Origin of the sequence: Sagittula sp. NFXS13 (assembly GCF_040148795.1) — a bacterium.
Lineage (GTDB): Bacteria > Pseudomonadota > Alphaproteobacteria > Rhodobacterales > Rhodobacteraceae > Sagittula > Sagittula marina.
Genome location: NZ_JAGEMH010000002.1, coordinates 517690 through 538697, shown reverse-complemented (window position 1 = coordinate 538697; position 21008 = coordinate 517690). Strand labels below are relative to the sequence as shown.

Here is a 21008-nt window from a genome sequence, read left to right as displayed (position 1 = left end):
GCCCGACGATGGCGTGCTACAAGCCCGCGAATCCTGCACGACAGGCTGAGTGATCCTGGTCTGACGCCGGCGCCGGTGATCCTCTGTTCGTGGCAACTTCGGGCCTGGCAGACAGCAGACACCTGATCGAAACGCTGCGTGCCCTGGGCCGCGAGATCGCTGAGCTGCGCAAGACCTTTACGCTGGCTGAACGCGAGCTGGGCTCGACCGCCAACCTGCCCGTCGCGCGCATCGAACAAGCCCTCGCCGCCGATTGCCATCTCTCGGACCAGGGCGTCGAGCCCCTGAACCGCGCGGGCCTGCACATGGCTGGAGGCCACGTGAACAACCACGCGGGCCAACGCCTGCTGGCCAAGCAGGGGCTGCTGCACCTATAAGGCGGCGTTACGCTCGACCGCGCCTCGCGTGCGTTCGAACGGCTGGAGGGGATCGGCGCCGGCGCGACCTTGATTTTTCCCTCTGGAGATGTGATTGGTCTGAGCCGTGACCACCCGCGTGCCAAGCACTTTGCCCCGGAGCGGATGATGACGCACTGACGGCATGGCAAGGACCTGAGCATGAGCACCGACAAGCGTTTCTCTCACGAGTCCCTGCAGGATGCGAAGACGATCAAGACACTGCTGACCGCGCTGCCCAAGGGCGTCGCAAAGGGTGAGATCTCCCTTGGTGACGAGGACGACCTTCTGCTCATGCAGACGGCCGAGCGGATGCGGCTGCAGGGCGAGCGTCTGGATGGCCGTTGCACCGTAAGCCTGCGCGTCAGCTGGGCCGACCCCGAGACACCGCAAACCAGCACAACCGGCAGGCCGCGCATCTGAAGTTGAGGCTGGCGACACGCTGGATCCGCCTGCATCGCATACGCGACACGCGCAAGAAACCAGGTACCCCTGATTTGCGGTGCCCCGCAGGACTTAGAAGACCATGGCCATTATTTCCTTGACCTCCATCCCTGCCCGGTTCTCCGGCCTGCCCGAAACCTTGGCCTCCCTGTTGCGCCAGACGGTCGAAGTCGACGAGATCAGGCTGCATATCCCGCAGGCCTACAGACGGTTCCCGGACTGGGACGGCACGCTGCCAGACGTTCCGAAGGGCGTCCGCGTGATCCGCACGGAGGATGACCTGGGACCGGCGTCCAAGGCGCTGCATGCGGTTCGCGACCTGAAAGGAACGTCCACGCCGATCCTGTTCTGCGACGATGACCGTATCTATCCGCAAGGCTGGGCCAAAGGCTTGCTGAAGGCCCATGCGGAGAAACCCGACTGCTGCATCGCCGTCTACGGGCGTCACTTGCACAAGATTCTGAAGACGGAGCCGCTCCCCTTGCCCGGGCCGCGTGCCAAGGTCGGCAAGGAGTACTTCGACCCCGCCTACCGATGGGAGCGCACCCTGCAGAGGCTCCGGGAGCGCCGCGCGACACCGCTCGGACCACGCCCGAGCCGTCGCCCCGTCGCGCAGCCCGGCTACAGTGAAGTCCTGCTAGGGTATGCAGGTGTCCTTGTGCTGCCGGAGTTCTTCGACGAGACCGCCTTCGACATTCCTCACGATGTTTGGATGGTGGACGACATCTGGTTGTCGGGACAGCTCGCGCGACGCAATGTACCGATCTGGCTGCCGAAACGGCAACCGGTCTGCCTGCGCGCGACCAACGATCCGGTCGCGGCGCTGCGCGACAGCGTGTTCGACGGGGCGGACAGGGATTGTTCGAACCGACGGGCCATCGCGTATTTTCAGCAGACCTACGGGATATGGCAGGCCACCCCCAGCTGACGAAAGGCGATCCGTTCCGGGAAGACGCTGACCAGTGCCCTTCGCCCGGTGTCCTTCGCCCGCTGTCCCGAAATCATGGACCGTTGCCTTGGCCGTTTAGGCGGAAACCGACGCCGACCTCCCGCGGGTGCGATTGGCCCTTCATGCGGCGACGCTGAACCGATCGGCCAAATCGTAAACAAAGCGCTACAGGATCACCTTCCCCCATGCAGGACTCCGCCGCTTGTCGCGTGCGATCAATTATATATTTGGGGACTACCACCATGACCGACCTGAACATTTCGGGCAATGTCGGCGGATATTTGTCCGGCGGCACGCCGAAGGCCGTCGAGCCGACCGCACTCATCGATATTACCCATCTGTCCATCTACAGCCTGGGCGTCGCCAGCAATGGGGGCGGCAGCGACGGCGAAGAAGTCACGCTCTCGGGGCCGCCGTCGCGGGTCAGAAGATCTACGTTGCCACCGAAGCCCCGATGTTCAACGCCTTATTCGGCTTTGACCCGGACTTCACCTCCGACGCGGTCGCGATCAACGGCGACGACGCGGTCGAGCTGTTCAGGGATGGGACAGTGATCGACGTCTTCGGCGACACAAACACCGACGGCACCGGTCAGGCGTGAGAGCATCTCGACGGCTGAGCCTACCGCGTGGACGGCCCCGGCCCGGACGGGTCGACCCGGCGCGGCCCACTGGACCAGTGGATTTCACGCTGGAGCTGCTGCATTTCGCTGAGCGGGAAGCCAACACCGCTGCCGTGTACGACGCGCCGCGCGTGTCAGCCGTGCTGAATGCCCTGCGCGCACAGGATCTGGGCGCACACGGGATCGCCGACAATACGCTGCCCCTTTCGTCCGGTGGCGCGATGCTGCCGGGCGTTTTCCTTGGCGCATCCGAGGACATCTTCGGCTCCGTGGGCATCGCGGATATCCAGATCCAGAACGAGCTGGGCGTTCAGGCCATGGCGCTGGATAACCGCGAATGCGATCAGAATACCGACGTTCTGGCCGCGTCATCGATGGCTCCGCGACCGGTGAGTTCACCGCCCTCACAGGCACCGATCTGGACGGCGCGGACTTTGCCTACATGTCCACCAACCTCGACTTCAGCACCGATGCCAACATGGCACCGCTTGCCGTGGACGGCCGCCAAGCTCCGATGGGCAACGTCGTCAGTTCTTCAATGGTGATCGACGTGAACGCTGAGTTGATCGGCATCGTGGTTTCGGCCACGCCGGCGCCGGGCCGGATATCCTCGCCCGGTGACATCACCATCTCGCCGTCTTGGACGCCCGGCACGCCGACAGCCGACAGCCGACAGCCGACAGCCGACAGCCGACAGCCGACAGCCGACAGCCGACAGCCGACAGCCGACAGCCGACAGCCGAGGAACTCGATGCGCTGGCCGCCCATGTCCATACCCAGGTGGATGCCAACCCCGGCACGAACAAGGTCGGCCTGCTGGCGCACATGCAGCTGATCGGCATCGAGCTGGAGCTGGCCGCGCACCTCTCTGAAGTCGATGTGATCGTAGCGGGCGGATCCACCACGCGCCTCTTCGACGAAACTGACGTGCTGCGCGCTGGTGACAGCGATCAGGGCACCTACCCGATCATCGTGCGCACCGCCGACGGCTCATACAAGTACGTCGGACGCCTTGTGATGAACTTCGACGCAGACGGCCACATCATTGCCGACAGCGGCGACCCGACCGTCTCCGGTCCCCATGCCAGGGACGAGGCGGGCGTTGCGGCGTTGGAGGCCGAAGCCATTGTCGACCCGGAATTTCAGGTCATCGCGGATACCATTGAGACGCAGATCTTCGCGACCGAAGGTTACATGTTCGGCGTGTCGGACGTGTCCCTCAGCTGCAACCGCACCGGCACTTACACCGACGACGATCCCGACGGCTTGCGCACACGGGAAACCAACCTTGGCAACCTGACCGCGGACGCCAACTTTGCGGCGGCACAGGCGGTCGATGCCTCCGTCGTCGTCTCGATCAAGAACGGCGGCGGCGACCGCGACTATCAGGATGTGACCTTCACCGTCACTGTTCCGGATGATGTCCTCGCGGTCCGACGCGGGTGTTTCCCCCTCGCTCAGCCCCGGTCGCATGGTCGGGGCTGTTTGCGTTTGCCTCCGTTCGGGAAAGGGCGCGCTCGACACTCAATCGCTTTGTGCCGCAAAGCTCCGTGGCACGAAAAAAGATAGTACGTTCCCGCCTTCTGACCTGGCCAGCAGCGATGCGGGGTCAGGAGGACGGAGTGACGCCATCTCGCTTCAGGCTATCCGCAGCGACGGAAAAAAGGCAGACGCGCGGTCTTGAGCAGAGCACTGTCGGCTGCAAACAGATCAGCATAATGGAGGATCATGACCTCCGGGTCGGGGCCACGCACCGGGGCATTCGTTGCATGTGTCGCGACGGCGGCCACGATGGCTTCGTCCAACCCGAGTTCGGCAAGCAGTAACGCCCCCAGAACACCATGCGGAATGCGCGACGCAACAGGCGTCTGAAGATCGTTCCCTTCGCACTTTTCCATCAGAAGCGGCTTGTCCACGTCGTGCAGCAATAGAACGGCAAGAAGGGTCTGCCGGTTGACCTGCCATCCCCAGCGTTCCGCCGCCACGGACATCAACGCCAGCCCGGCTTCGGTGACATCGTTGGTGTGGTCGACCAAGCTCGTCCCGGAACCGTAAGAGAAAGGCACATCGACGATCCGCTCAAATGTGGACGAGGCAAGCACCGAGACCCAGGCGGTCACCAGGGCGGCTTGCAGCACAGGCTCCAGCTCCGCGGCGCGGGGAAAGGCCTCGAGCATCTGCCGCGTCTGGCGCGTGTCGGTCTTGACGATTTGGTAGCTTTTCATTTCGCAGGTATCCTGTTCAGATGTTGGCATGAAGAAAGAAACTTCCCAAAGTTCGCCCCCAGGTTCCCCCGCTGCGGACGAGAGGCCGGAGCACTCCGAGAGCACCGGAGACCAGACGCTGGAAGGACGGATCTATCGCGCCTACCCCGAACTTACGCGCTCTGAGCAACGGCTGGCGGATGTGCTGCTCGAGCATCAGATGGACCTGCCGATCTACACGGCCGCCGAGCTTGCCGCGCGGGCGAACGTCTCCAAGAGCACCGCGGCCCGGCTGATCCGCGCACTTGGCTACCGCAGCTATCCGGAGGCCAAGCGGGCGATCCGAAACGAGCAGTTCTGGGGCTCGCCGCAGGGCGGCCTCGGACGCGCGGAACAGCCGCAGGAGGCTTCGTCCAAGCGGATGATGGAGGATGACGTTGAAAACATCCGCCTGACCCTGACCGCCATCCCGGAGGCGCGGATGGCCGAAGCGGCCCGGGATATCGCCACCGCGCGCCGCGTGTGGATCATCGGGCTGCGCAGCGGACAAGGGCTCGGCCTGCACATCGGGCATTATCTCACGCTAATCCGGGGCGACGTGCATATGATGCAATTCGGGGCGGGTTCCCTGTCTCATGATGTCGGCAGCCTCGCGGAAGGTGATCTTTTGCTGGTGATCGCCTTCCGGCGGAGACCCAAGGTGCTGGTCGAACTTCTTGAGGCGGCACGCGATGCGGGCGCACGCACTTTGCTGATCTCCGATCTCTCCGCAGGTGCGAGCGCAAGGGCAGCCGACATCACGCTGCGGTGTCGGACACAAAGCCCCGCCCCTTTCAATACGTTCACGGCCGCGGTCACGCTCATCAACTGCTTAGCGTGGCAAGTTCACGCGATGATGGGCGATGCGGCAATCGCGCGCTATCGCCGCATCGACCAATTGGTGCGCAAGCTCGATGACGTCTCGACCCCGCAGCCGAGGGAATGACGCCGCAGGCCCGTTCAGCGCAAAAGGTGTGCACGCGAGGGGCGCGCCCGGACGCCGCTGCGCGAGGTGTTTGCGCCGAGGGGCGCAAGCCTCCCAGCCAATCCGATGGCCGCGCCAACCCCCTCCACCACCGGCAGACCATGCTGTGCTTCGAGATCGCGGGCAAAGTCAGCCATGCCGGCACAGCCCAGCACGATGCTTTCCGCGCCCCGATCTTTGGCTCGACGATAATATCCGATATCTTCTGTGCGGCACCGGTCAGAGGGTCATGCAGCGCGAGCACGGGGATATCGCAAACCAGAACCGCGCGGCACCGGCTGGAAATTCCGTAGCATACAACGTTGTGTTCGAGCACCGGCACGGAGCGTGACAACGTTGTGATGACGGCAAAGCTATGGCCCACCAGCGACGCGACGTGCATCGCCGCCTCGCCGATGCCGACGACTGGCCCATTGAGAAGCGCGCGCGCGCCTCCAGCCCGGTGTCGTCGAAACAGGCGATCACATGGGCCTTGGCTCTCGGCCTCGCGCATCCGCGTCAGCATTCCCGGCACCGCGAGCGCGCCGCCGAACGGGCCTTGAATGGCATCAGGGCCGCTGGCCGACTGGCCGGCCATCACCTCGACATCCGGGGCGGCGGCACGGGCCGTACGCGCTACACGCTCCATCATCGATGCAGTCGTATTGGATTTGTCACTGAAACGCGGATCATGCGGGCAGGCTCCCGGCCATCGCGCGGGTCGGCGCGTCGTCGATGAGTGCGTCGTAGGAGATCGGGCCATCGCTCAAATGGCCGTCGGCGATGCCCTGTTGCCAGCGCGCATATGATGCCCCGCCGATTTGCGGCGTCGTCCACATCCCGCAGGCGCGGTAGGTGTCGACAACCTGAACGGCGATGCCGGGATCCACCTTCGGGAAGGTCCGTGCGAGAAAGTCACTGAAGCTGCTGGCTGCATGGGCGTTGACCCAGTCCATTCCACGCGCCAACGCGCGTGAGAAGCGCGCTGGCCGGGTGTCATGGGGCGAAAGACCTTCGGTGTAGTAGACGCTCCAGGGAATGTCGCCGCCGTCTTGGGCGAAAACCGCTGCCACGGCCCCCCGGCCTGCCGCCTGATAGGCAAGCGCGCCGGGCAGGTCGATCAGCAGGAAATCCCCCATACCGCCGGCGAAACAGGCCTGAAGAATCCCGCCATCAAGGTCCTGAACGTAATTGACCGACTTCGGGTCCACGCCGGCCTCGCGCAGCATCATCTTGAGGTAAAGCCCCACGCTGGCACCGTTGGACCCTTTCATCAGCACGGTCTTGCCAACCAATGCGGCGGCATCGAAGGCCTCCGCCGGTGTGCGCCCGACCAGAGCCAGCGGCGCACGGTTTGACACCTGGGCGAAGGGCACCAGCCGCCGACCGCGTCCGTGGAACATCGACGGCACCCATATGCCACCAAGAGCCGCCTCGGCCGTGCCGTCGCGGATGTGATCGAGAACCAGATCCCAAGGACGTGGCACCACCTCCGATACGTCCAGCTCTTCATCGCGGAAAAACCCCTGCTCCGCAGCGATGTAATGCGGCAGGTAGTTGAGGCTGTGGCCGGTGGCCGAAACCAGAAAGCGGTCCATGTTGGTCTCCTTCGATATGTCAGGCAATTGCAGCGACCCGGGTGTTGTCCTGCTGTGACGCGATGCGCTGTCCGGTCGGCTTGTCGAACCAGCAGGCATCGGCGTCCGCGTAGTCCAGCGAACAGGCATCCCCATGCGACAGTCCGGGATGCCCGGGCATCCGGACAAAGACCAGATCCTCGGTCGAGATACTGTCGCCCGCGTCGCCGAGGCCCAGCCGGCAGCCCATGATCGTCTCGGCCCCCAGACGCTCGATCACTGCCACGCGCGCGGGAAGACGGCCGGCTTTCTCGGGGCGCAGTTCCAGCTTTTCCGGGCGGATGCCGAAAATGGCCTTTATTTCGCCCACCGGTTTCTGACCGGAGTGTGTCCAGGTGATGCCTTCCCCGGCGGTCAGGACCTTGCCGTTCAATTGGACCGGAAGCAGGTTCATCGGCGGGGCGCCCACGAACTTGGCGACGAAGGTATTGGCTGGCTCGTCATAGATCTCGTCGGGCGTGCCGATCTGCTGGATGGTGCCGCCGTTCATCACCACAATTCGGGTTGCCATTGTCATCGCCTCGACCTGGTCGTGGGTGACGTAAACGAAGGTCTTCTTCACCTTCTGGTGCAGCGTCGTGATCTCTGACCGCATCTGGGTGCGCAGCTTGGCATCAAGGTTCGACAGCGGCTCGTCCAGAAGGTAGAGCGAGGGATCGCGCACCAGCGACCGGGCCAGCGCGACCCGCTGGCGCTGGCCGCCGGACAGGCTGCCAGGACGGCGGTCCAACAACGGCGTAAGTTCCAGCTGCTCGGCCATTTTATCGACGGCGGCCTTCACCTCCGGACGCTTCATCACCTGCCAGCGGTGAATGGTGTTGACGATCGGAATATGATGCCACTTGCGGAAATGATCCATCACCAGCGGAAAGGCGATGTTGCTGCGCACCGTCATATGCGGATACAGCGCGTAGCTCTGGAAGACGAAGGCAACGCCGCGCTGCTTGGGCGTCCAGTCGTTGGCGAGCGTCCCGTCGAACAGCATTTCGCCGCCCGAAATTTCGGCCAAGCCCGCTATCATCCGTAGCAGCGTGGACTTGCCGCAGCCCGACGGCCCGAGAAGGACAAGAAATTCGCCATCCTCGACGGTTGCGTTGAAACTGCGGATGACAGTGTTGGTCCCGAAGGTCTTCGAGATACCTTTGAAGTCTATCTTGGGCATTGGATCATCCCTTGACTGCGCCGGAGGTCAGGCCTGCGACGATCTTGCGTTGCACGAGGAGGAAGAAGACCACGGCGGGAATGGAGAACATCAGCGCTGTGCCCATAACGGCGGAGAGCGGCGTTTCGTATTCGCCGATAAAGCTGGCCAGGCCGACTGCGGCGGGCCACAGGTCCGGGTCCATCAGGAAGGTCACGGCGAACAGGAATTCGTTCCAGCCACCGAAGAAACAGATCACAGCCGCAGCAGCGAGGCTGGGCGCGATGAGCGGGAAGACGATGAAAGACAGGATGCCCAGCCGTGGACAGCCGTCGATGATGGCGGATTCCTCGATCTCGTAGGGGATTGCGTCGATGGCCCCCTTGAGGATGAAGGCCGCGACAGGCAGCGAGAAACCGACATTGGCCAGAATCACCCCCCAGAGGCTGTTCAGCAGCCCCAGAGAGATGAACATCGCATAGAGCGGCACCACCAGCAGCGCCTCGGGGATCACCTGTGTCATGAACATCAGGAACCCGATCGCGCCACGGCCGTGGAACTTGAACCGCGACAGCGCGTAGCCAAGGACGGATCCCAGCATCAGGCTGAGGAAGGTGTTTCCAAGCGCGATGATGGCCGTGTTGGACATCCAGCGCAGAATAGGCACCTCGGCGAGGGCGGAGAACAGGTCCGGCAGGTTGGACAACTGCGGATACGGCACCTGCCCGGTGTTAAAAAGCTGCGTGTCGGTGCCAAGCGCGGTGGTGGCCATCCAGTAGATCGGAAAGCCGGCAAAGGTCACGAGAACCGCGATCAAAATCACACGCAGCAAGACAAAGAGAGGGTTGGTTTTCATTTCAACATCACCAATGCGCGGCGGCGCTCGACAAGAAAGTGGATCGAGGCGACCAATAGGGCGAGGATCAGACCGACGACCCCGTAGGCGGAGGCAAGGCCCAGCTCGAAATCTTCGAAGGCGGTCAGGCGAAGCTGGACGACCAGGGTCGATGTGGACCCGATCGGGCCGCCCCCGGTAAGCAGATATATCACCTCGAACCGGCGGATCGACCAAACCGCAACCAGCAACGCCACCACCTGCATGGTCGGCATGATGCATGGAAGGGTCACATTGCGGAACACGTTGAGCGCATCGGCACCATCGATGCGGGCGGCCTCCCGCACCTCTTCGGGCACCGATTGCAACGCCGCCATCATGACCAGCATGACGAAAGGCGCGACCTGCCAGATGGTGACGAACATGATGGATGTCAGCGCCCAGTCGACCGAGGTCAACCAGGGAATGCGGCCAAGCCCCAGGGCTTCGGTGATGTCGCTGGCAACGCCCGACTGCCCGTTGAAGATCCACAGCCAGACCAGCGTGGCGGCAACCGAGGGCACGGCCCAGCCGAACAGCATGACGGTCCGAAGGATGGCCCGGCCCTTGAACGGTCGATCCAGCGCGACTGCGGAAATCGTTCCAACCAGCACGCCGATGACCACCGTCAGGATCGTGTACACAATCGTGATGTTGAGCGAAGTGTAGAACTGACTGTCGGAGAACAGGTCCTGGTAGTTTTCGAGGCCGATGAAATCGCCCGCGGTCGGGTTCATCAAACGCGTGTCGGTGAAGCTCATCCAGACTTGCTGGATGAGCGGGCCGAAGACGAAGAGCGTCATGTAGGCCAGTGGGACCGCAACGAACGCGTAAGGGACCAGACGCGGCAGCAGCCGACCCCGAAAGAGCAAAGGAGAAGTCATTGGTCGCGGTCCTTTCACCGAAGGTTTGCGGCTCAGTTGCTGTAGTCGGCGTCGATCTCGGCTTGCGCCTGGCTCAGGGCGTCTTCGGTGGTCGCAGCGTTCAGCAGGACCTTTTCAAGGCCGTTCATCAGCGGGCGCATGATCGATTGGGTTTCCATCTCGTAACCCGGAATGAGGGTCGAACGGGAACTCTCCGCCATCTCGGCAAACGTCGTCGCCCAGGGGTTCGCCGTGACGAACTCTTCGGTGACGGGCACATCCGTCGCCAGTGCGTCGGGGCCCGAAGCCGCGCGGAGCGACAGCTGTCCTTCTTCCGAGATCAGCCAGGACAGGAATTCCTTGGCCGCAGCTTGTTCCTCTTCGCTCGACCAGAGGTTCACACCGAGAAAGATCTGCTGGTGCGCCCCGGGGTTCGGGAAGGGCAGCGCGGCCGACCCCAGATCGGTGCCCGGCAATGGCCCCCCGGTGGCAATGTTCAGCGAACCGCCCGAGTTGTCGATCGAAAAGGCCACCTGCTGTTCCTTGAAGCGCGTACGCTGCGTGCTCATCTGGTCGCCGATTGGCATGACACCACTGCCATAGACTTCCTTGAACGCCTCGAAGGCCTGCGCCATTTCCGGCGTGTCAAACGTGATTTTGCCGTTCTCGTCCACCAGCTCGACGCCGTAGCCATAAGCCCAGTTCAGGAAGTCCTGCGACCAGGGGCTGAATTCGTTCATCGAGTGGCGGCCCGTGAAGCCGATGGCACCGGTAGCCTCATTCGCGGCCTTGGCGGCGGCAATCAGGCCATCCACGTCGGTGGGAAGCTCCGCGCCCGTTTTCTCCAGAATGGACTTGTTGAAAATCAGCGCATAAACGGCGCGATGCCAACCAATACCGTAACGGGTGCCGTCGACGACGGCATTGTCGTTTGTGGCGTTCAGGTTTTCAACGCCTTCGGTCACGTCATCCAGCGGGATCAGGAAATCCGCGCCGATCAGGGTAAAGAACAGGTTATCCTGCGCGATGATGATGTCCGGGCCCTGGCGCGCGCCCATCTCCGTGATCAGGCGGTCGTTGAATTCGTTGCGCGAGATCGTGTGCTGTTCCAGCTTGATGTTCGGATGGCTTTCTTCGAACTTCTTGACGGAAGCCCACAGTTTCTCGCCCCGCAGCGCGTCAAGCCACTGGGTGTTGGCAATGGTCAGCGTAACCTCGTCCTGAGCGGCAGCCGGAGCCACCGCGCCTGCGATCATTGCGGCGACGGTTGCGCTCGCCATCAGGGTGCGTCGTGTAAGTGTCATCGGAGTGTCCTCTTGTTGGTGCAGTTTGGCTGGGTGCAGGCGTCACGCGGGAACGCGATGAACGCCAAGGGGCACGTGACAGGAGAGGTTCTCGGCGCCTGTCTCTGTCACGAGATAGCAGTTACCTATGTTCGCACCCGCGGTCAGCGGGTCGAGCCATTGGGAATGCAATACGAATGTCATGCCCTCTTCGAGCTTGTCATGATTGTTTGACTGGATGTTGTAAGGCGGCATCTTGGGCAGGGAGACCGAGTGCCCGACGTTGGGGTTGTGCGGCCCTTTTGTCGCCGGCCAGACATGGTTGACGCTACGGCCCATCGCCTCCCAATCCGGGTCGGGGACGTGTTGCTGCGGCACCAGAAGCGGCGCGCCGTCGTCGCCAGCGCTCCAGTTGTAGGGCATGGTCCGGCTGTCGGCGTCGGACAGGTGGCCGCGGCGGATATAAGGCTCGAACGACGCGTTGGCGACGTCGGAGATCAGCGCGCCGGGTTTGACCAGCGCGGCCGCGGCCTCAACGCCCTCCGTGCACATCGTCAGAACCTCTTCCTGCTCCTCCGTGATGTCGCCGACGGCGATCATCCGCGCGATCTGCGCGGTATAGCCGTGATACTGCACCGCCGAGATGTACAAATTGATGATGTCACCCTCTCGAACAACATGCCCGTAGGGTTTGCTGCAATGTGTGCCGTAGGGATTGATACCGATCTGGTAACCGTCGCCGGTCTCGCCACCCCGGGCCATCTGCGCAAAGGTGAAGGCCGCGTAGATCTCGTGATCTGTCACGCCCGGGCGGATCACGTGATAGGCAGCCTGCATACCAATGCAGGCCAGTTGCGCCGCTGCGCGCACAACGGCCTGTTCGGCCTTCGAGCGGCGGCGCTGCATGCGGTTGACGATCCCTTGGGCCATTTCGAAGCGACAGCCGGGAAGCACAGTTTTCAGCCCGGCCCAGTAGGGCGCCGACGTGGCGTCACCGATCAAACCGATTTGCGCCTTGGAAAAGCCCATGCGGTCGAGATGCCTTGCCGTGGCATCGACAACCCGGTCCAGCCCGCGACCCGGACGGTTGTAGGTCTCGCGGCCCCAAGTGCCCACCTGCCAGATGTCGTCGACCAGCACAGGCTCGCCCGCCGGCGGCAGCAAGACCGAACTGGCGAAAATGGTGTAGAGCGCCAACGGCAGGTCGGTGTCCGTGGGAATGAGCAGCATGCCCTCGCGGGCCCAGTCACAGATGTAGCGGAGATAGGAATTCGACGCCTTATACGAACCGATGCTGTCTGCATGCACCAGAAGAATATCATGCCCTGCTGCGCTGGCCTCCTGCCTGATCCGACGCAAGCGGTCGGCGAACTCGCCTTCTGGCAAGGGCGGCACGGGACGGAATTCGAAATCCGGTTCGAAACCGTCCAGAAGGCGCTCCATCCGGGGCATCGTATGTGTGGCTGAAGCCAGATTAGTCAGTGTCATGGGCAGGCTCTTCTACGTTTACTTAAGCGCCATTTCAGCGCGTTGTAAGGTCAAGAGCCGCTCACCCCGGTGAACGGTCAAGCAGGAAGGAACCCGCTTTCCAGATCTGCTAAAAATTTAACCATCCGCCGATTTCACGCAAAATGACGCATTCTCTGCCTCTTATCGGCACAAGAATACCAAACATGAAAATCGCGCTATCACTATGATAATAATTAACTAAGGCACACATTCCGACCGTGGGTCAGAAGATAAATTGGCATTTTTCTCCAAATTATGGGAGAAAAGTTTCAGGTGTTAAATTAAGCCGTGACGTCGCATTGGGCGCTTCGGAAACGACGCGAGATGGAAATCACCGCTCATGCAACCTCCTCGCTTTCACACTGGACAATGTGATTCCCTAACGCGCAAGCGGGCGCGAGAAGGCCGTGCACCCGGCCAGCGCGCGCCATTGGGCAAGGTAGAGGATACGGCATGGGGATTATGTCCCGCTGATCGCCCCGTACGACGTCGAGCCGTGAACCAAGCGGCAGAAGCTGGGCAATCGCCTAAGGCCGCGCTGCCCCTGCGGTTCGCAAAGCCGGACTCGTCGGAACAACCGGCGCGCACAGTGCATTTCGGAGGCGCCCGCAATTCTAGATGCAGCGCACCAAGGTCGTGAACGCGCTCCGATTGCGCGTCTATGATTTCTGCAATGTCACCCACGAGGGCTTGGCAGTGTGCCGCGCCTTGAGCGGGTTGCCGAAGATTATCACGCCTGCGTTTCTGAGGGGCCCGATTGCGCTTACGAGCCCCCCACGCTGCCCCGAATTGCGTCAGTCGACGAGACCATTCTCACGGTCCGCGTCTTCGGCAATCCGCGCGTCCTCGCGCAGCTCCAGCCACATCGCGTTCAGCACCGCAAAGGCCGCCGCCAAAGCCAGCCCGAGAATCCAAGCGAAATACCACATGTGTCAGGTCCTTTTCAGTACAGGGTTTCAGCGTTTTCGTTCACGTCGTCTTCGGTGACCTTGCCCCAGAGCACCCTGTACACCCAAGCTGTGTACATCAGGATCAATGGCAGGAAGATCGCTGTGCAGATCAGCATGACGAACAGTGTCAAATGCGATGAAGACGCATCCCAGACAGTCAGGGAGGACGTCGGGTCGATGCTGGACGGCAAGATAAAAGGAAACATTGTCAGTCCAACCGAGGACACGATGCCCAGAATGCCCATCTTGGACCACAGCAGGGTGGAAACCTCGCGCCCCGCCTTAAGCCCCAGAACCGCCAGCGCGATTCCGACGAAGCCCATGATCGGTGCGATTGCGATCCACGGACGCTCTGCATAGGCCGACAGCCAAGACCCCTCGCGTGCCACTTCATTGAACAGCGGATTGGAGGGACCGTCGAGGGCGACTTCGTTCACAAAGGAATAACCATCGACCCCCACCGCCAGCCAAAGCCCCGCCAGCGCATAACCTGCGGCGGCGATCATCCCGGCCTTTACGCCGATGGAACGGGCGCGTTGCTGCACCCGACCTTCGGTTTTCAGCGTCAACCACGCGGCGCCGTGCATCAGCAGCATGGAAAACGACACCACGCCCGCCAGCAGTGCGAAGGGGCGCAGCAGCCCCACCAGTTTCATGATCATGCCGCCCTCATATATGGACAGCAGATCCTGCGTCAGACGAAACGGCACGCCGAGCAGCACATTGCCAACGGCCACCCCGAACAACAGTGCCGGCACCGCGCCGCCCGCAAACAGCGCCCAGTCCCAACGCGTGCGCCATTTGGGATCTTCGCGTTTGGAGCGGTATTTGAACGCCACAGGGCGTACGATCAGCGCCGCGAGGATCATGAACATGGCAAGATACAGACCGCTGAACGCGACCGCATAAAGTGGCGGCCACGCGGCAAATATTGCCCCGCCGCCGAGGATGAACCAGACTTGGTTGCCCTCCCACACCGGGCCGACCGTGTTGATGACGACGCGCCGTTCCAAATCCGTTTTTGCCACGAAAGGCAGCAGCGCGCCGACCCCCATGTCGAAACCGTCGGTCAGGGCGAAGGCGATCAGCAGCACCCCAAGCAGGCCCCACCATAGAACGCGCAGAGTCTCGTAGTTGATAAGTTCGTGCATGATCATGGTATGTTACTCCGCCGGTTCCGCGAGGGGGCTTTGATTGCGCCGGGTGGACAGACGCCCCACGTGACGCTCCTGCCACGCGATTGTGGTATCCACATCCTGCGTTGGGCCGATCTTGATGTATTTGATCATCAGCTTGACCTCGATGACAAAGAGGACCGTATAGAACAGGGCAAACCCAAACAGCGTGAACAGCAGGTCGCCGACGGTCAGATACGAAGCCGACAGTGCCGTCGGCAGCATCCCGTCCACGGTCCACGGCTGGCGGCCCACCTCGGCCACGAGCCAGCCCATCTCTGCCGCGATCCACGGCAATGGGATGAAACCCACGGCGGCATAGAGAGACCACTTAGGGTAGGTCATGCGCCTGAACGACGTCCGCCAGAAGAAATAGGCCGTGATGAGGATGAAGCTCATGCCAAGGCCCACCATGATCCGGAATGCCCAGAACAAGGTCGGGACATAGGGGATCGTATCATCTGCGGCCTGTGCGATCTGCGCCTCGGTGGCGTCACGCGGGTCTTCGACGTAGCGCTTCAACAAGAAGGCATAGCCCAGATCATCCGAATTCTGCTCGAAGCGGAATTTGGCCTGGCTCGGGATCTCTTCGCCGGCGGCCCGCGCCTCGCGGATCTCCATCAACGCGTCATAGGCAATGATCCCCATGCGCACGCGGCCCTCGTTTTCGGCCACAAGTTCGTTAATGCCCGCGATTTCAGTATCAAAGCTGCGTGTACCGATCAGTCCCATGACCCATGGGATATGAATCGCGTAGTGGGTCTCGCGGTCCTCCATGTTGGGCAAGCCGACCAATGTAAACGAGGCAGGCGCGGCTTCGGTTTCCCACATCGCCTCGATGCTGGCGAGCTTCATCTTTTGCGTCTGAGAGGCCGAGTAGCCGGATTCATCACCAAGAACGACCACCGACAGCGCGGAGGCAAGACCGAAGGCAGAAGCCACGGCAATCGACCGGCGCGCGAGATCGGTGTGTCGCCCTTTCAACAGATAAAAGGCCGACACCCCCAGCACGAACAGGGACGCGGTGACATAGCCCGCCGACACAGTGTGTACGAACTTGGCCTGCGCCACTTCGTTAAAGACCACCTCGAAGAAGGAGGTCATTTCCATACGCATGGTCTCGGGGTTGAATTCAGCGCCCACCGGATTGGCCATCCAGCCGTTCGCGATCAGAATCCACAGCGCGGAGAAGTTCGATCCGATGGCGACCAGCCACGTAATGACAAGGTGGCCGACCTTCGACAGCTTGTCCCAGCCAAAGAAAAACAGCCCGACGAATGTTGCCTCCATGAAAAAGGCCATCAGCCCTTCCATCGCCAGCGGCGCGCCGAAGATGTCCCCGACGTAATGCGAATAGTAGGACCAGTTCATGCCAAACTGGAATTCCATCGTGATGCCCGTGGCGACGCCCAGCACAAAGTTGATGCCGAACAGCGTGCCCCAGAATTTCGTCATCTGCCGCCAGATCGGGCGGTTCGTCATGACGTAGACGGTCTCCATGATCGCGACGAGGATCGACAAACCCAGTGTCAGCGGTACGAAGAGAAAGTGATACAAGGCGGTCATACCAAATTGCAGGCGTGACAGCTCGACCAAGCCGATTTCCATGGCGTGGCTCCCTTCAATCATCCATGCCCCATCAGCGAGGCTCCGGACTGTTATATTCTATTTGTCGCATGTCACTTTGACGTGCATCAATTCCCATATCTTAGATTCAGGATTTTAACCCTGTGGCAGCCCGTCCCTGCAACCCGATGACGCAGTCCGCCTGTGCGATATCCTCTGCCCGATGCGCTGCGATGAGGAAAGCAGCATCAGGCAGCGCGGCACGCAACCCCGCCATGACATGGCGCGCCGTCTCTCGGTCGAGCCCTTCTGTCGGCTCATCGAGCAGCAACACGCGCGGCTGCGCGAGCAACGCGCGGGCAAGCACAAGCCGCCGGGCCTCTCCGCCCGACAGGCCCGCGCCCCGAAACCCGAGGCGCGCGTCCAGCCCCCCCTTGGCCGCGATGACGTCATAGAGCGCAACGGAGTCGAGCGCAGCCTGCATCGCCTCGTCGGGCGACGGTCCGGCCATCGCAAGGTTATCGCGCACGGTGCCTGCGATCAGCGCGTGGCGTTGCGGCACCATGACGACGGATTGCCGCCATATGACTTCGGCGTCCGGGGCTTGGCTGCCCAGCGAGACCCGTCCCTCCGCCGGGACCAGGACGCCCGCGGCCATATAAAGCAAGGTCGATTTGCCGCGTCCACTTGGCCCGGTGAGGGCCACGGTTTCACCCGGCGCGACACGGACTGTGACAGGCGCAAAGCGGCCCGAGGTCACGGCATCCAACATCAGCACCCCTTCGGGCGCGACAGCGGAAGGCACCGCCCGGACCGTTGTCAGCGACGGAGCAACGCGCCGCGCCGCCTGTGTCATGCGCCCGACCTCGGCCAGCGCGCGGCGCACGGGTGCGACCGCCTCGCCCAAAGCGAGCGCCGCCAAAGCGCCCAGCGCCACCTGTGATGCGCTGAGCGTGCCGGCCTCTGCCAGCGTCGCGCCGATGGCCAGCGCTCCGCCGACCACAAGCGTGCCGATCATGTCGAGGCCGAAGCCCATGCGCCGCTCCACCGCGTCAAGTGCGCGTCTGGCCGTGGCCTCCCGCCGAAAGGCGTCGTCCACACGGCGTTGTGCCGTCGACAACTGACCATAGACTGCAAGGTCTTCGCGCGCGGCGACCATGTCCACCATGCGGGACCGGGCGGCCTGAAGCGCAGCCTCCTGCCGCCGGGCGGGCTTACGTGCCAGACGTTGCCCAAGAACAAAGATCAGCGTCGGACAGAGCAACCACATCCCGGCGACCCACAGTCCGACCCAAGGGTGCACAAGCCACGCCAGAACGCCCCCTGCCCCCGTCACCACAAGCACACCCGCCGCACCCGGCAGCACCAAGCGCAACAGCACACCGTCCAGCGCATCCACTTCTGCCGTCACCCTGTTCAGCACGGCATTGGCGCGCAGTCTTTCCAGGGCGCGCCACGGTTGCGCCAACAAACCCCGCAGCAAGGAGACCCGCAGGTCAGAGAGCGCCCGCAGCGTCGCATCATGGGTGAGCACACGCTCGCCGTATCGGGCCGCCGTGCGCCCCATGGCAAGGAAGCGCACCATTGAGGATGGAACAAACACATTGAACAGTGCGCCCGTCCCGGCCAGCCCTGCCACAGAGGCCGCCGTGATGAACCATCCCGACAGGCCCAACAGGGCCGCGCCCATGGCCAGCACCGTCACCGAGAGGGCAAACCCGCGCAGCAGCGCCTTGGACTGGCCGCGCAGGATCAGCGTCACAATCTGCCACAGAGCGTTCATTGCGTATCTCCGAGGTCAATCACGCGGTCCATCTGTGCCGCCAACCGCAGATCGTGGGTTGCGACAATCAGCGTTCCCTTGTGGGACAACAGACCGCGCGTGACGGCCTCTGCCGTGTCATCATCCAGATCGGCGGTGGGTTCGTCCGCCAGCAAAACCTGTGGCGTCCCGTGCAATGCGCGCGCCAAAGTCACGCGCCGCGCCTCGCCGCCAGACAGGCCCGCGCCGCGTTCGCCAAGGGGTGTCAGCTCACCTTTGGGCAGACCTTGCACCACGGGGCCCAGCGCTGCTTGCGCAACCTCCCCGCCGAGCGGCGCGCCGAAGCCCACGTTGTAGCGCAGCGAGCGGGCGAGAAAATGCGGCGCTTGCGGCATCCAGCCGAGCCCCGCGCGCCAATCGTCCAGCCGATCCGCCAAGGGCTGACCATCCAGCGTAAGCTCCCCGGTCTCCGGTCGTTCCAATCCGGCGAGCAATCGCAGCAGTGTCGTCTTGCCCGCCCCACTCGGCCCGGTCAGGGCGATGCGCGTGCCCGGCCTGATCTCAAGATCGGGCAAATGGATCTTCCGGTCCCCGCGATGCAGCGAAATGTTATTCAGCACCAGGACGCCCGTGATGGCGACACCGCCCTGTCCGTGACCCGGCATGGCAGCCCGTTCCTGACCACGCCAGTTTTGCAGCTCTTCCTGCACTGCGTCGGCAGCGGCCTTGTCATGCCACGCGCTGGCGAGGTCGCGCAGCGGCTGAAAGAACTCCGGTGCCAGCAACAGCAGCCAGATGCCGGTGGTCGGGGTAACGTCTCCGCCCCATTGCACCTGCTCCAGCAAGGAAAAGCCGGTCCAGACGGCGACCATGGCGACGCCCAGCGCGGCGAAAAGCTCCAGCACGGTGGAAGATAGAAAAGCGACGCGCAGCACGGCCATTGTCTTGCCGCGCAACCGTTCAGAGGCTTCGGCGAAGTCGTCCGTCACGGTCTCCCCCGCGCCAATCAGCCGGAGGTCGGCCAGCGCGGCCAACCGGTCCACCAGCAAATCCCCCAGAGAGCCGATTTCGTCCATCTGGCGGGCGCTGGCATCCTTGGCCGCCCAGCCGACCAGCGCCATGAAAAGCGGGATCAGCGGGCCAGCCAACAGCAAGACCACACCCACCGCCCATGCGTTCCAGAATGCCAGAACGAGGATCATCAAAGGCACCACTGTCGCGCGCAAGCGGGCTGGACGATAGCGCATCAGATAGGGACGAAGCGCCTCTGCTTTTTCCGAGACCAGGGCGGAGAGCGCTCCGGGGCCGCCGATGGACGAGGCGTCCAATGTACGGCGCTCGCCCCCCACGACTTCTTTACGGAGGCTCGCCAAAACGGTGTCAGCATGGCGCGCCAAGGCAGCGTGAGATCCAGCCTCCAACGCGGCGCGCACCAGCCCCAAGGCCACGAAACCGGCGACCGTTGGCCAAACCAAAGCGGCCTCTCCCGACAACAGGCGCCCGAGCAAAGCGGCCACCAGCCACGCCTGAAACGGCCAGATCAACGCCGCCGCCAAGGAAAGGGCCGCACCGATCAGACCTGCTCTGTTGGTATCCTGTTGTCTCTGTGTCACGCGCTCTGCCCCGGCCATGGCTTTGGCGCAACGCTACGGCCCCATGACGGCGAGGAAAACCCAAAGCTCCGCGTCCAAGCGCCCCACCCGGTGCCGCGCAATCACAGATGCTTCAGTGCATTCCGTCCGGACCATGCTTCAGGATCACCGGCACGATCAGGTCCTCTTCATCGGCCAGATGGCGCATCAGCAGACTCTCGAAGCTGGTCAGCTCTTGACGAAAGCGGCCCGTCTCGAGGTTGCCTTGCAGGACGCCATTTGCGCCATCGGCAAAGCGGGTCATCAGGCCGTCCATCGCGTGGTGGTCGCGGTCCAGAATGTCGAACCCGCGATCCAGGGTTTTCTCACGCTTTCGCAGCACCGGGAAGTAATGCGCATCTTCGATCTGGTGATGCCCGTGCAGTTGCTGCAACAGCGCCCCGCCATATTGGCTCAGTCTTTGCTGCATGGCGCGCGGGTCCATCTTCTTGTCCATCACAGCCTCCGCGTCTGTGCCCATGACAGCGCAGAGTTTGCGGAACATCTCGTGCCGATCCAGCCAAAAGGCCACAAGCCCCGCGAAATTCGGATGCGACTCCCACTCTTCACGTGGGAAGGTCTCCAGCAGTACCCGCAGCGATTCTGGAAGGCCGTCTCGCTCGGTCAGATCATAAAGTTTGTCCATACGTTTCGTTGTAGCGCTGCGGGGGCCAAGTCAACGCCACCCGTGCACAGCCCCCGTGTCGGGGTGCACATCTGTGCGCGCAGGTGCTTCTTGCACGAAAGCATAGCGCAGCTGTCCTTTGGAGAGCGGTTAATGGGGGCTTTGCCGTGGCTTCGCCCAAAGCACGTCACATTCCGCGCGCAATCTGAACTTAGACCATTAAGACAGGTTGCAGAACGCAGCACCTCCTCGGGCACATCGGTTAGAACATCGCTTCCGTGCCCCTCCGACCGCCATGTGTGTGGCCCCGGACCGGGGTTGCACCGGCGGGGTCGACACGTCCCGACGAACCGACCCTACTCAATGTGAGGACGA

21 protein-coding genes and 1 pseudogene are annotated in these 21008 nt (G+C 62.8%); 7 read left to right on the top strand and 15 right to left on the bottom strand.

Features of this window, described 5'->3' with window-relative positions; translation table 11 throughout:
- The first annotated feature begins 89 nt into the window (after positions 1–89).
- The 6 genes from J4E08_RS06970 (at position 90) to J4E08_RS06945 (ending at position 3979) form a co-directional block, all read left to right on the top strand.
- Positions 90–377 (top strand): hypothetical protein, encoded by a 288-nt coding sequence (locus tag J4E08_RS06970; protein WP_349537859.1) that lies wholly within the window; start codon positions 90–92, stop codon positions 375–377.
- 180 nt (positions 378–557) lie between these two features.
- Positions 558–818 (top strand): amphi-Trp domain-containing protein, encoded by a 261-nt coding sequence (locus J4E08_RS06965; protein ID WP_349537858.1) that lies wholly within the window; start codon positions 558–560, stop codon positions 816–818.
- A gap of 103 nt (positions 819–921) precedes the next feature.
- Positions 922–1767 carry a glycosyltransferase family protein gene (locus tag J4E08_RS06960; protein WP_349537857.1) on the top strand — a complete coding sequence of 282 codons (846 nt, stop codon included), beginning with the start codon at positions 922–924 and terminating at the stop codon, positions 1765–1767.
- A gap of 475 nt (positions 1768–2242) precedes the next feature.
- Positions 2243–2389 carry a hypothetical protein gene (locus J4E08_RS06955; protein WP_349537856.1) on the top strand — a complete coding sequence of 49 codons (147 nt, stop codon included), beginning with the start codon at positions 2243–2245 and terminating at the stop codon, positions 2387–2389.
- A 77-nt stretch (positions 2390–2466) separates the two neighbouring features.
- Complete coding sequence (locus J4E08_RS06950) at positions 2467–2955, top strand: metallophosphoesterase family protein (RefSeq protein ID WP_349537855.1); 489 nt, start codon at positions 2467–2469, stop codon at positions 2953–2955.
- A gap of 94 nt (positions 2956–3049) precedes the next feature.
- Positions 3050–3979 (top strand): metallophosphoesterase family protein, encoded by a 930-nt coding sequence (locus J4E08_RS06945; protein ID WP_349537854.1) that lies wholly within the window; start codon positions 3050–3052, stop codon positions 3977–3979.
- A gap of 74 nt (positions 3980–4053) precedes the next feature.
- On the opposite strand, the gene J4E08_RS06940 is transcribed toward J4E08_RS06945, so the two are convergent.
- Complete coding sequence (locus J4E08_RS06940) at positions 4054–4635, bottom strand: HD domain-containing protein (RefSeq protein ID WP_349537853.1); 582 nt, start codon at positions 4633–4635, stop codon at positions 4054–4056.
- A gap of 28 nt (positions 4636–4663) precedes the next feature.
- Between J4E08_RS06940 and J4E08_RS06935 the strand changes: the two genes are divergently transcribed.
- On the top strand, positions 4664–5599 hold the full coding sequence (locus tag J4E08_RS06935; protein ID WP_349537852.1) for a MurR/RpiR family transcriptional regulator: 936 nt from the start codon (positions 4664–4666) through the stop codon (positions 5597–5599).
- 14 nt (positions 5600–5613) lie between these two features.
- On the opposite strand, the gene J4E08_RS06930 is transcribed toward J4E08_RS06935, so the two are convergent.
- The 14 genes and pseudogenes from J4E08_RS06930 to J4E08_RS06865 all read right to left on the bottom strand — a co-directional run bounded on the left by J4E08_RS06930 (position 5614) and on the right by J4E08_RS06865 (position 20654).
- The gene (locus tag J4E08_RS06930) at positions 5614–5793 is read right to left on the bottom strand and encodes a hypothetical protein (protein ID WP_502949247.1); all 180 of its coding nucleotides are present in this window, start codon (positions 5791–5793) and stop codon (positions 5614–5616) included.
- 104 nt (positions 5794–5897) lie between these two features.
- A pseudogene (locus J4E08_RS24495) lies at positions 5898–6266 on the bottom strand (aspartate/glutamate racemase family protein); the annotation flags it as partial.
- Between the two features lie 40 nt (positions 6267–6306).
- On the bottom strand, positions 6307–7215 hold the full coding sequence (locus J4E08_RS06920; RefSeq protein ID WP_349537850.1) for an ABC transporter substrate-binding protein: 909 nt from the start codon (positions 7213–7215) through the stop codon (positions 6307–6309).
- 19 nt (positions 7216–7234) lie between these two features.
- The gene (locus J4E08_RS06915; RefSeq protein WP_349537849.1) at positions 7235–8416 is read right to left on the bottom strand and encodes an ABC transporter ATP-binding protein; all 1182 of its coding nucleotides are present in this window, start codon (positions 8414–8416) and stop codon (positions 7235–7237) included.
- Positions 8417–8420: 4 nt separating this feature from the next.
- Complete coding sequence (locus J4E08_RS06910) at positions 8421–9251, bottom strand: carbohydrate ABC transporter permease (RefSeq protein WP_183962809.1); 831 nt, start codon at positions 9249–9251, stop codon at positions 8421–8423.
- Positions 9248–10153, bottom strand: a complete 906-nt coding sequence (locus J4E08_RS06905) for a carbohydrate ABC transporter permease (protein ID WP_349537848.1) — start codon at positions 10151–10153, stop codon at positions 9248–9250. The genes J4E08_RS06910 and J4E08_RS06905 overlap by 4 nt, the downstream gene beginning before the upstream one ends.
- A gap of 32 nt (positions 10154–10185) precedes the next feature.
- Positions 10186–11436, bottom strand: a complete 1251-nt coding sequence (locus J4E08_RS06900; protein ID WP_349537847.1) for an ABC transporter substrate-binding protein — start codon at positions 11434–11436, stop codon at positions 10186–10188.
- 42 nt (positions 11437–11478) lie between these two features.
- On the bottom strand, positions 11479–12903 hold the full coding sequence (locus J4E08_RS06895) for a M24 family metallopeptidase (RefSeq protein ID WP_349537846.1): 1425 nt from the start codon (positions 12901–12903) through the stop codon (positions 11479–11481).
- Between the two features lie 815 nt (positions 12904–13718).
- The gene (cydX, locus tag J4E08_RS06890; RefSeq protein WP_183962806.1) at positions 13719–13853 is read right to left on the bottom strand and encodes a cytochrome bd-I oxidase subunit CydX; all 135 of its coding nucleotides are present in this window, start codon (positions 13851–13853) and stop codon (positions 13719–13721) included.
- A gap of 14 nt (positions 13854–13867) precedes the next feature.
- A complete protein-coding gene (gene cydB / locus J4E08_RS06885) occupies positions 13868–15031 on the bottom strand; it encodes a cytochrome d ubiquinol oxidase subunit II (protein WP_349537845.1) in 1164 nt (387 codons plus the stop codon).
- Positions 15032–15037: 6 nt separating this feature from the next.
- A complete protein-coding gene (locus tag J4E08_RS06880) occupies positions 15038–16657 on the bottom strand; it encodes a cytochrome ubiquinol oxidase subunit I (protein ID WP_349537844.1) in 1620 nt (539 codons plus the stop codon).
- Between the two features lie 106 nt (positions 16658–16763).
- Complete coding sequence (locus J4E08_RS06875; protein WP_349537843.1) at positions 16764–18398, bottom strand: amino acid ABC transporter ATP-binding/permease protein; 1635 nt, start codon at positions 18396–18398, stop codon at positions 16764–16766.
- Entirely contained in the window at positions 18395–19990 is a 1596-nt protein-coding gene (cydD, locus tag J4E08_RS06870) for a thiol reductant ABC exporter subunit CydD (RefSeq protein WP_349537842.1), read from the bottom strand. The genes J4E08_RS06875 and cydD overlap by 4 nt, the downstream gene beginning before the upstream one ends.
- Positions 19991–20102: 112 nt before the next feature.
- A complete protein-coding gene (locus tag J4E08_RS06865) occupies positions 20103–20654 on the bottom strand; it encodes a hemerythrin domain-containing protein (RefSeq protein WP_349537841.1) in 552 nt (183 codons plus the stop codon).
- Positions 20655–21008: the final 354 nt, after the last annotated feature.

Bases quoted from the DNA above. Each gene is read 5' to 3' on its own strand.
- J4E08_RS06895 (WP_349537846.1), bottom strand. From the start codon at position 12,903: ATGACACTGACTAATCTGGCTTCAGCCACACATACGATGCCCCGGATG.
- J4E08_RS06965 (WP_349537858.1), top strand. From the start codon at position 558: ATGAGCACCGACAAGCGTTTCTCTCACGAGTCCCTGCAGGATGCGAAG.
- J4E08_RS06915 (WP_349537849.1), bottom strand. From the start codon at position 8,416: ATGCCCAAGATAGACTTCAAAGGTATCTCGAAGACCTTCGGGACCAAC.
- J4E08_RS06875 (WP_349537843.1), bottom strand. From the start codon at position 18,398: ATGAACGCTCTGTGGCAGATTGTGACGCTGATCCTGCGCGGCCAGTCC.
- J4E08_RS06865 (WP_349537841.1), bottom strand. From the start codon at position 20,654: ATGGACAAACTTTATGATCTGACCGAGCGAGACGGCCTTCCAGAATCG.
- J4E08_RS06900 (WP_349537847.1), bottom strand. From the start codon at position 11,436: ATGACACTTACACGACGCACCCTGATGGCGAGCGCAACCGTCGCCGCA.
- J4E08_RS06880 (WP_349537844.1), bottom strand. From the start codon at position 16,657: ATGGAAATCGGCTTGGTCGAGCTGTCACGCCTGCAATTTGGTATGACC.
- cydX (WP_183962806.1), bottom strand. From the start codon at position 13,853: ATGTGGTATTTCGCTTGGATTCTCGGGCTGGCTTTGGCGGCGGCCTTT.
- J4E08_RS06935 (WP_349537852.1), top strand. From the start codon at position 4,664: ATGAAGAAAGAAACTTCCCAAAGTTCGCCCCCAGGTTCCCCCGCTGCG.
- cydB (WP_349537845.1), bottom strand. From the start codon at position 15,031: ATGATCATGCACGAACTTATCAACTACGAGACTCTGCGCGTTCTATGG.
- J4E08_RS06905 (WP_349537848.1), bottom strand. From the start codon at position 10,153: ATGACTTCTCCTTTGCTCTTTCGGGGTCGGCTGCTGCCGCGTCTGGTC.
- J4E08_RS06910 (WP_183962809.1), bottom strand. From the start codon at position 9,251: ATGAAAACCAACCCTCTCTTTGTCTTGCTGCGTGTGATTTTGATCGCG.
- J4E08_RS06960 (WP_349537857.1), top strand. From the start codon at position 922: ATGGCCATTATTTCCTTGACCTCCATCCCTGCCCGGTTCTCCGGCCTG.
- J4E08_RS06955 (WP_349537856.1), top strand. From the start codon at position 2,243: ATGTTCAACGCCTTATTCGGCTTTGACCCGGACTTCACCTCCGACGCG.
- J4E08_RS06920 (WP_349537850.1), bottom strand. From the start codon at position 7,215: ATGGACCGCTTTCTGGTTTCGGCCACCGGCCACAGCCTCAACTACCTG.
- J4E08_RS06940 (WP_349537853.1), bottom strand. From the start codon at position 4,635: ATGAAAAGCTACCAAATCGTCAAGACCGACACGCGCCAGACGCGGCAG.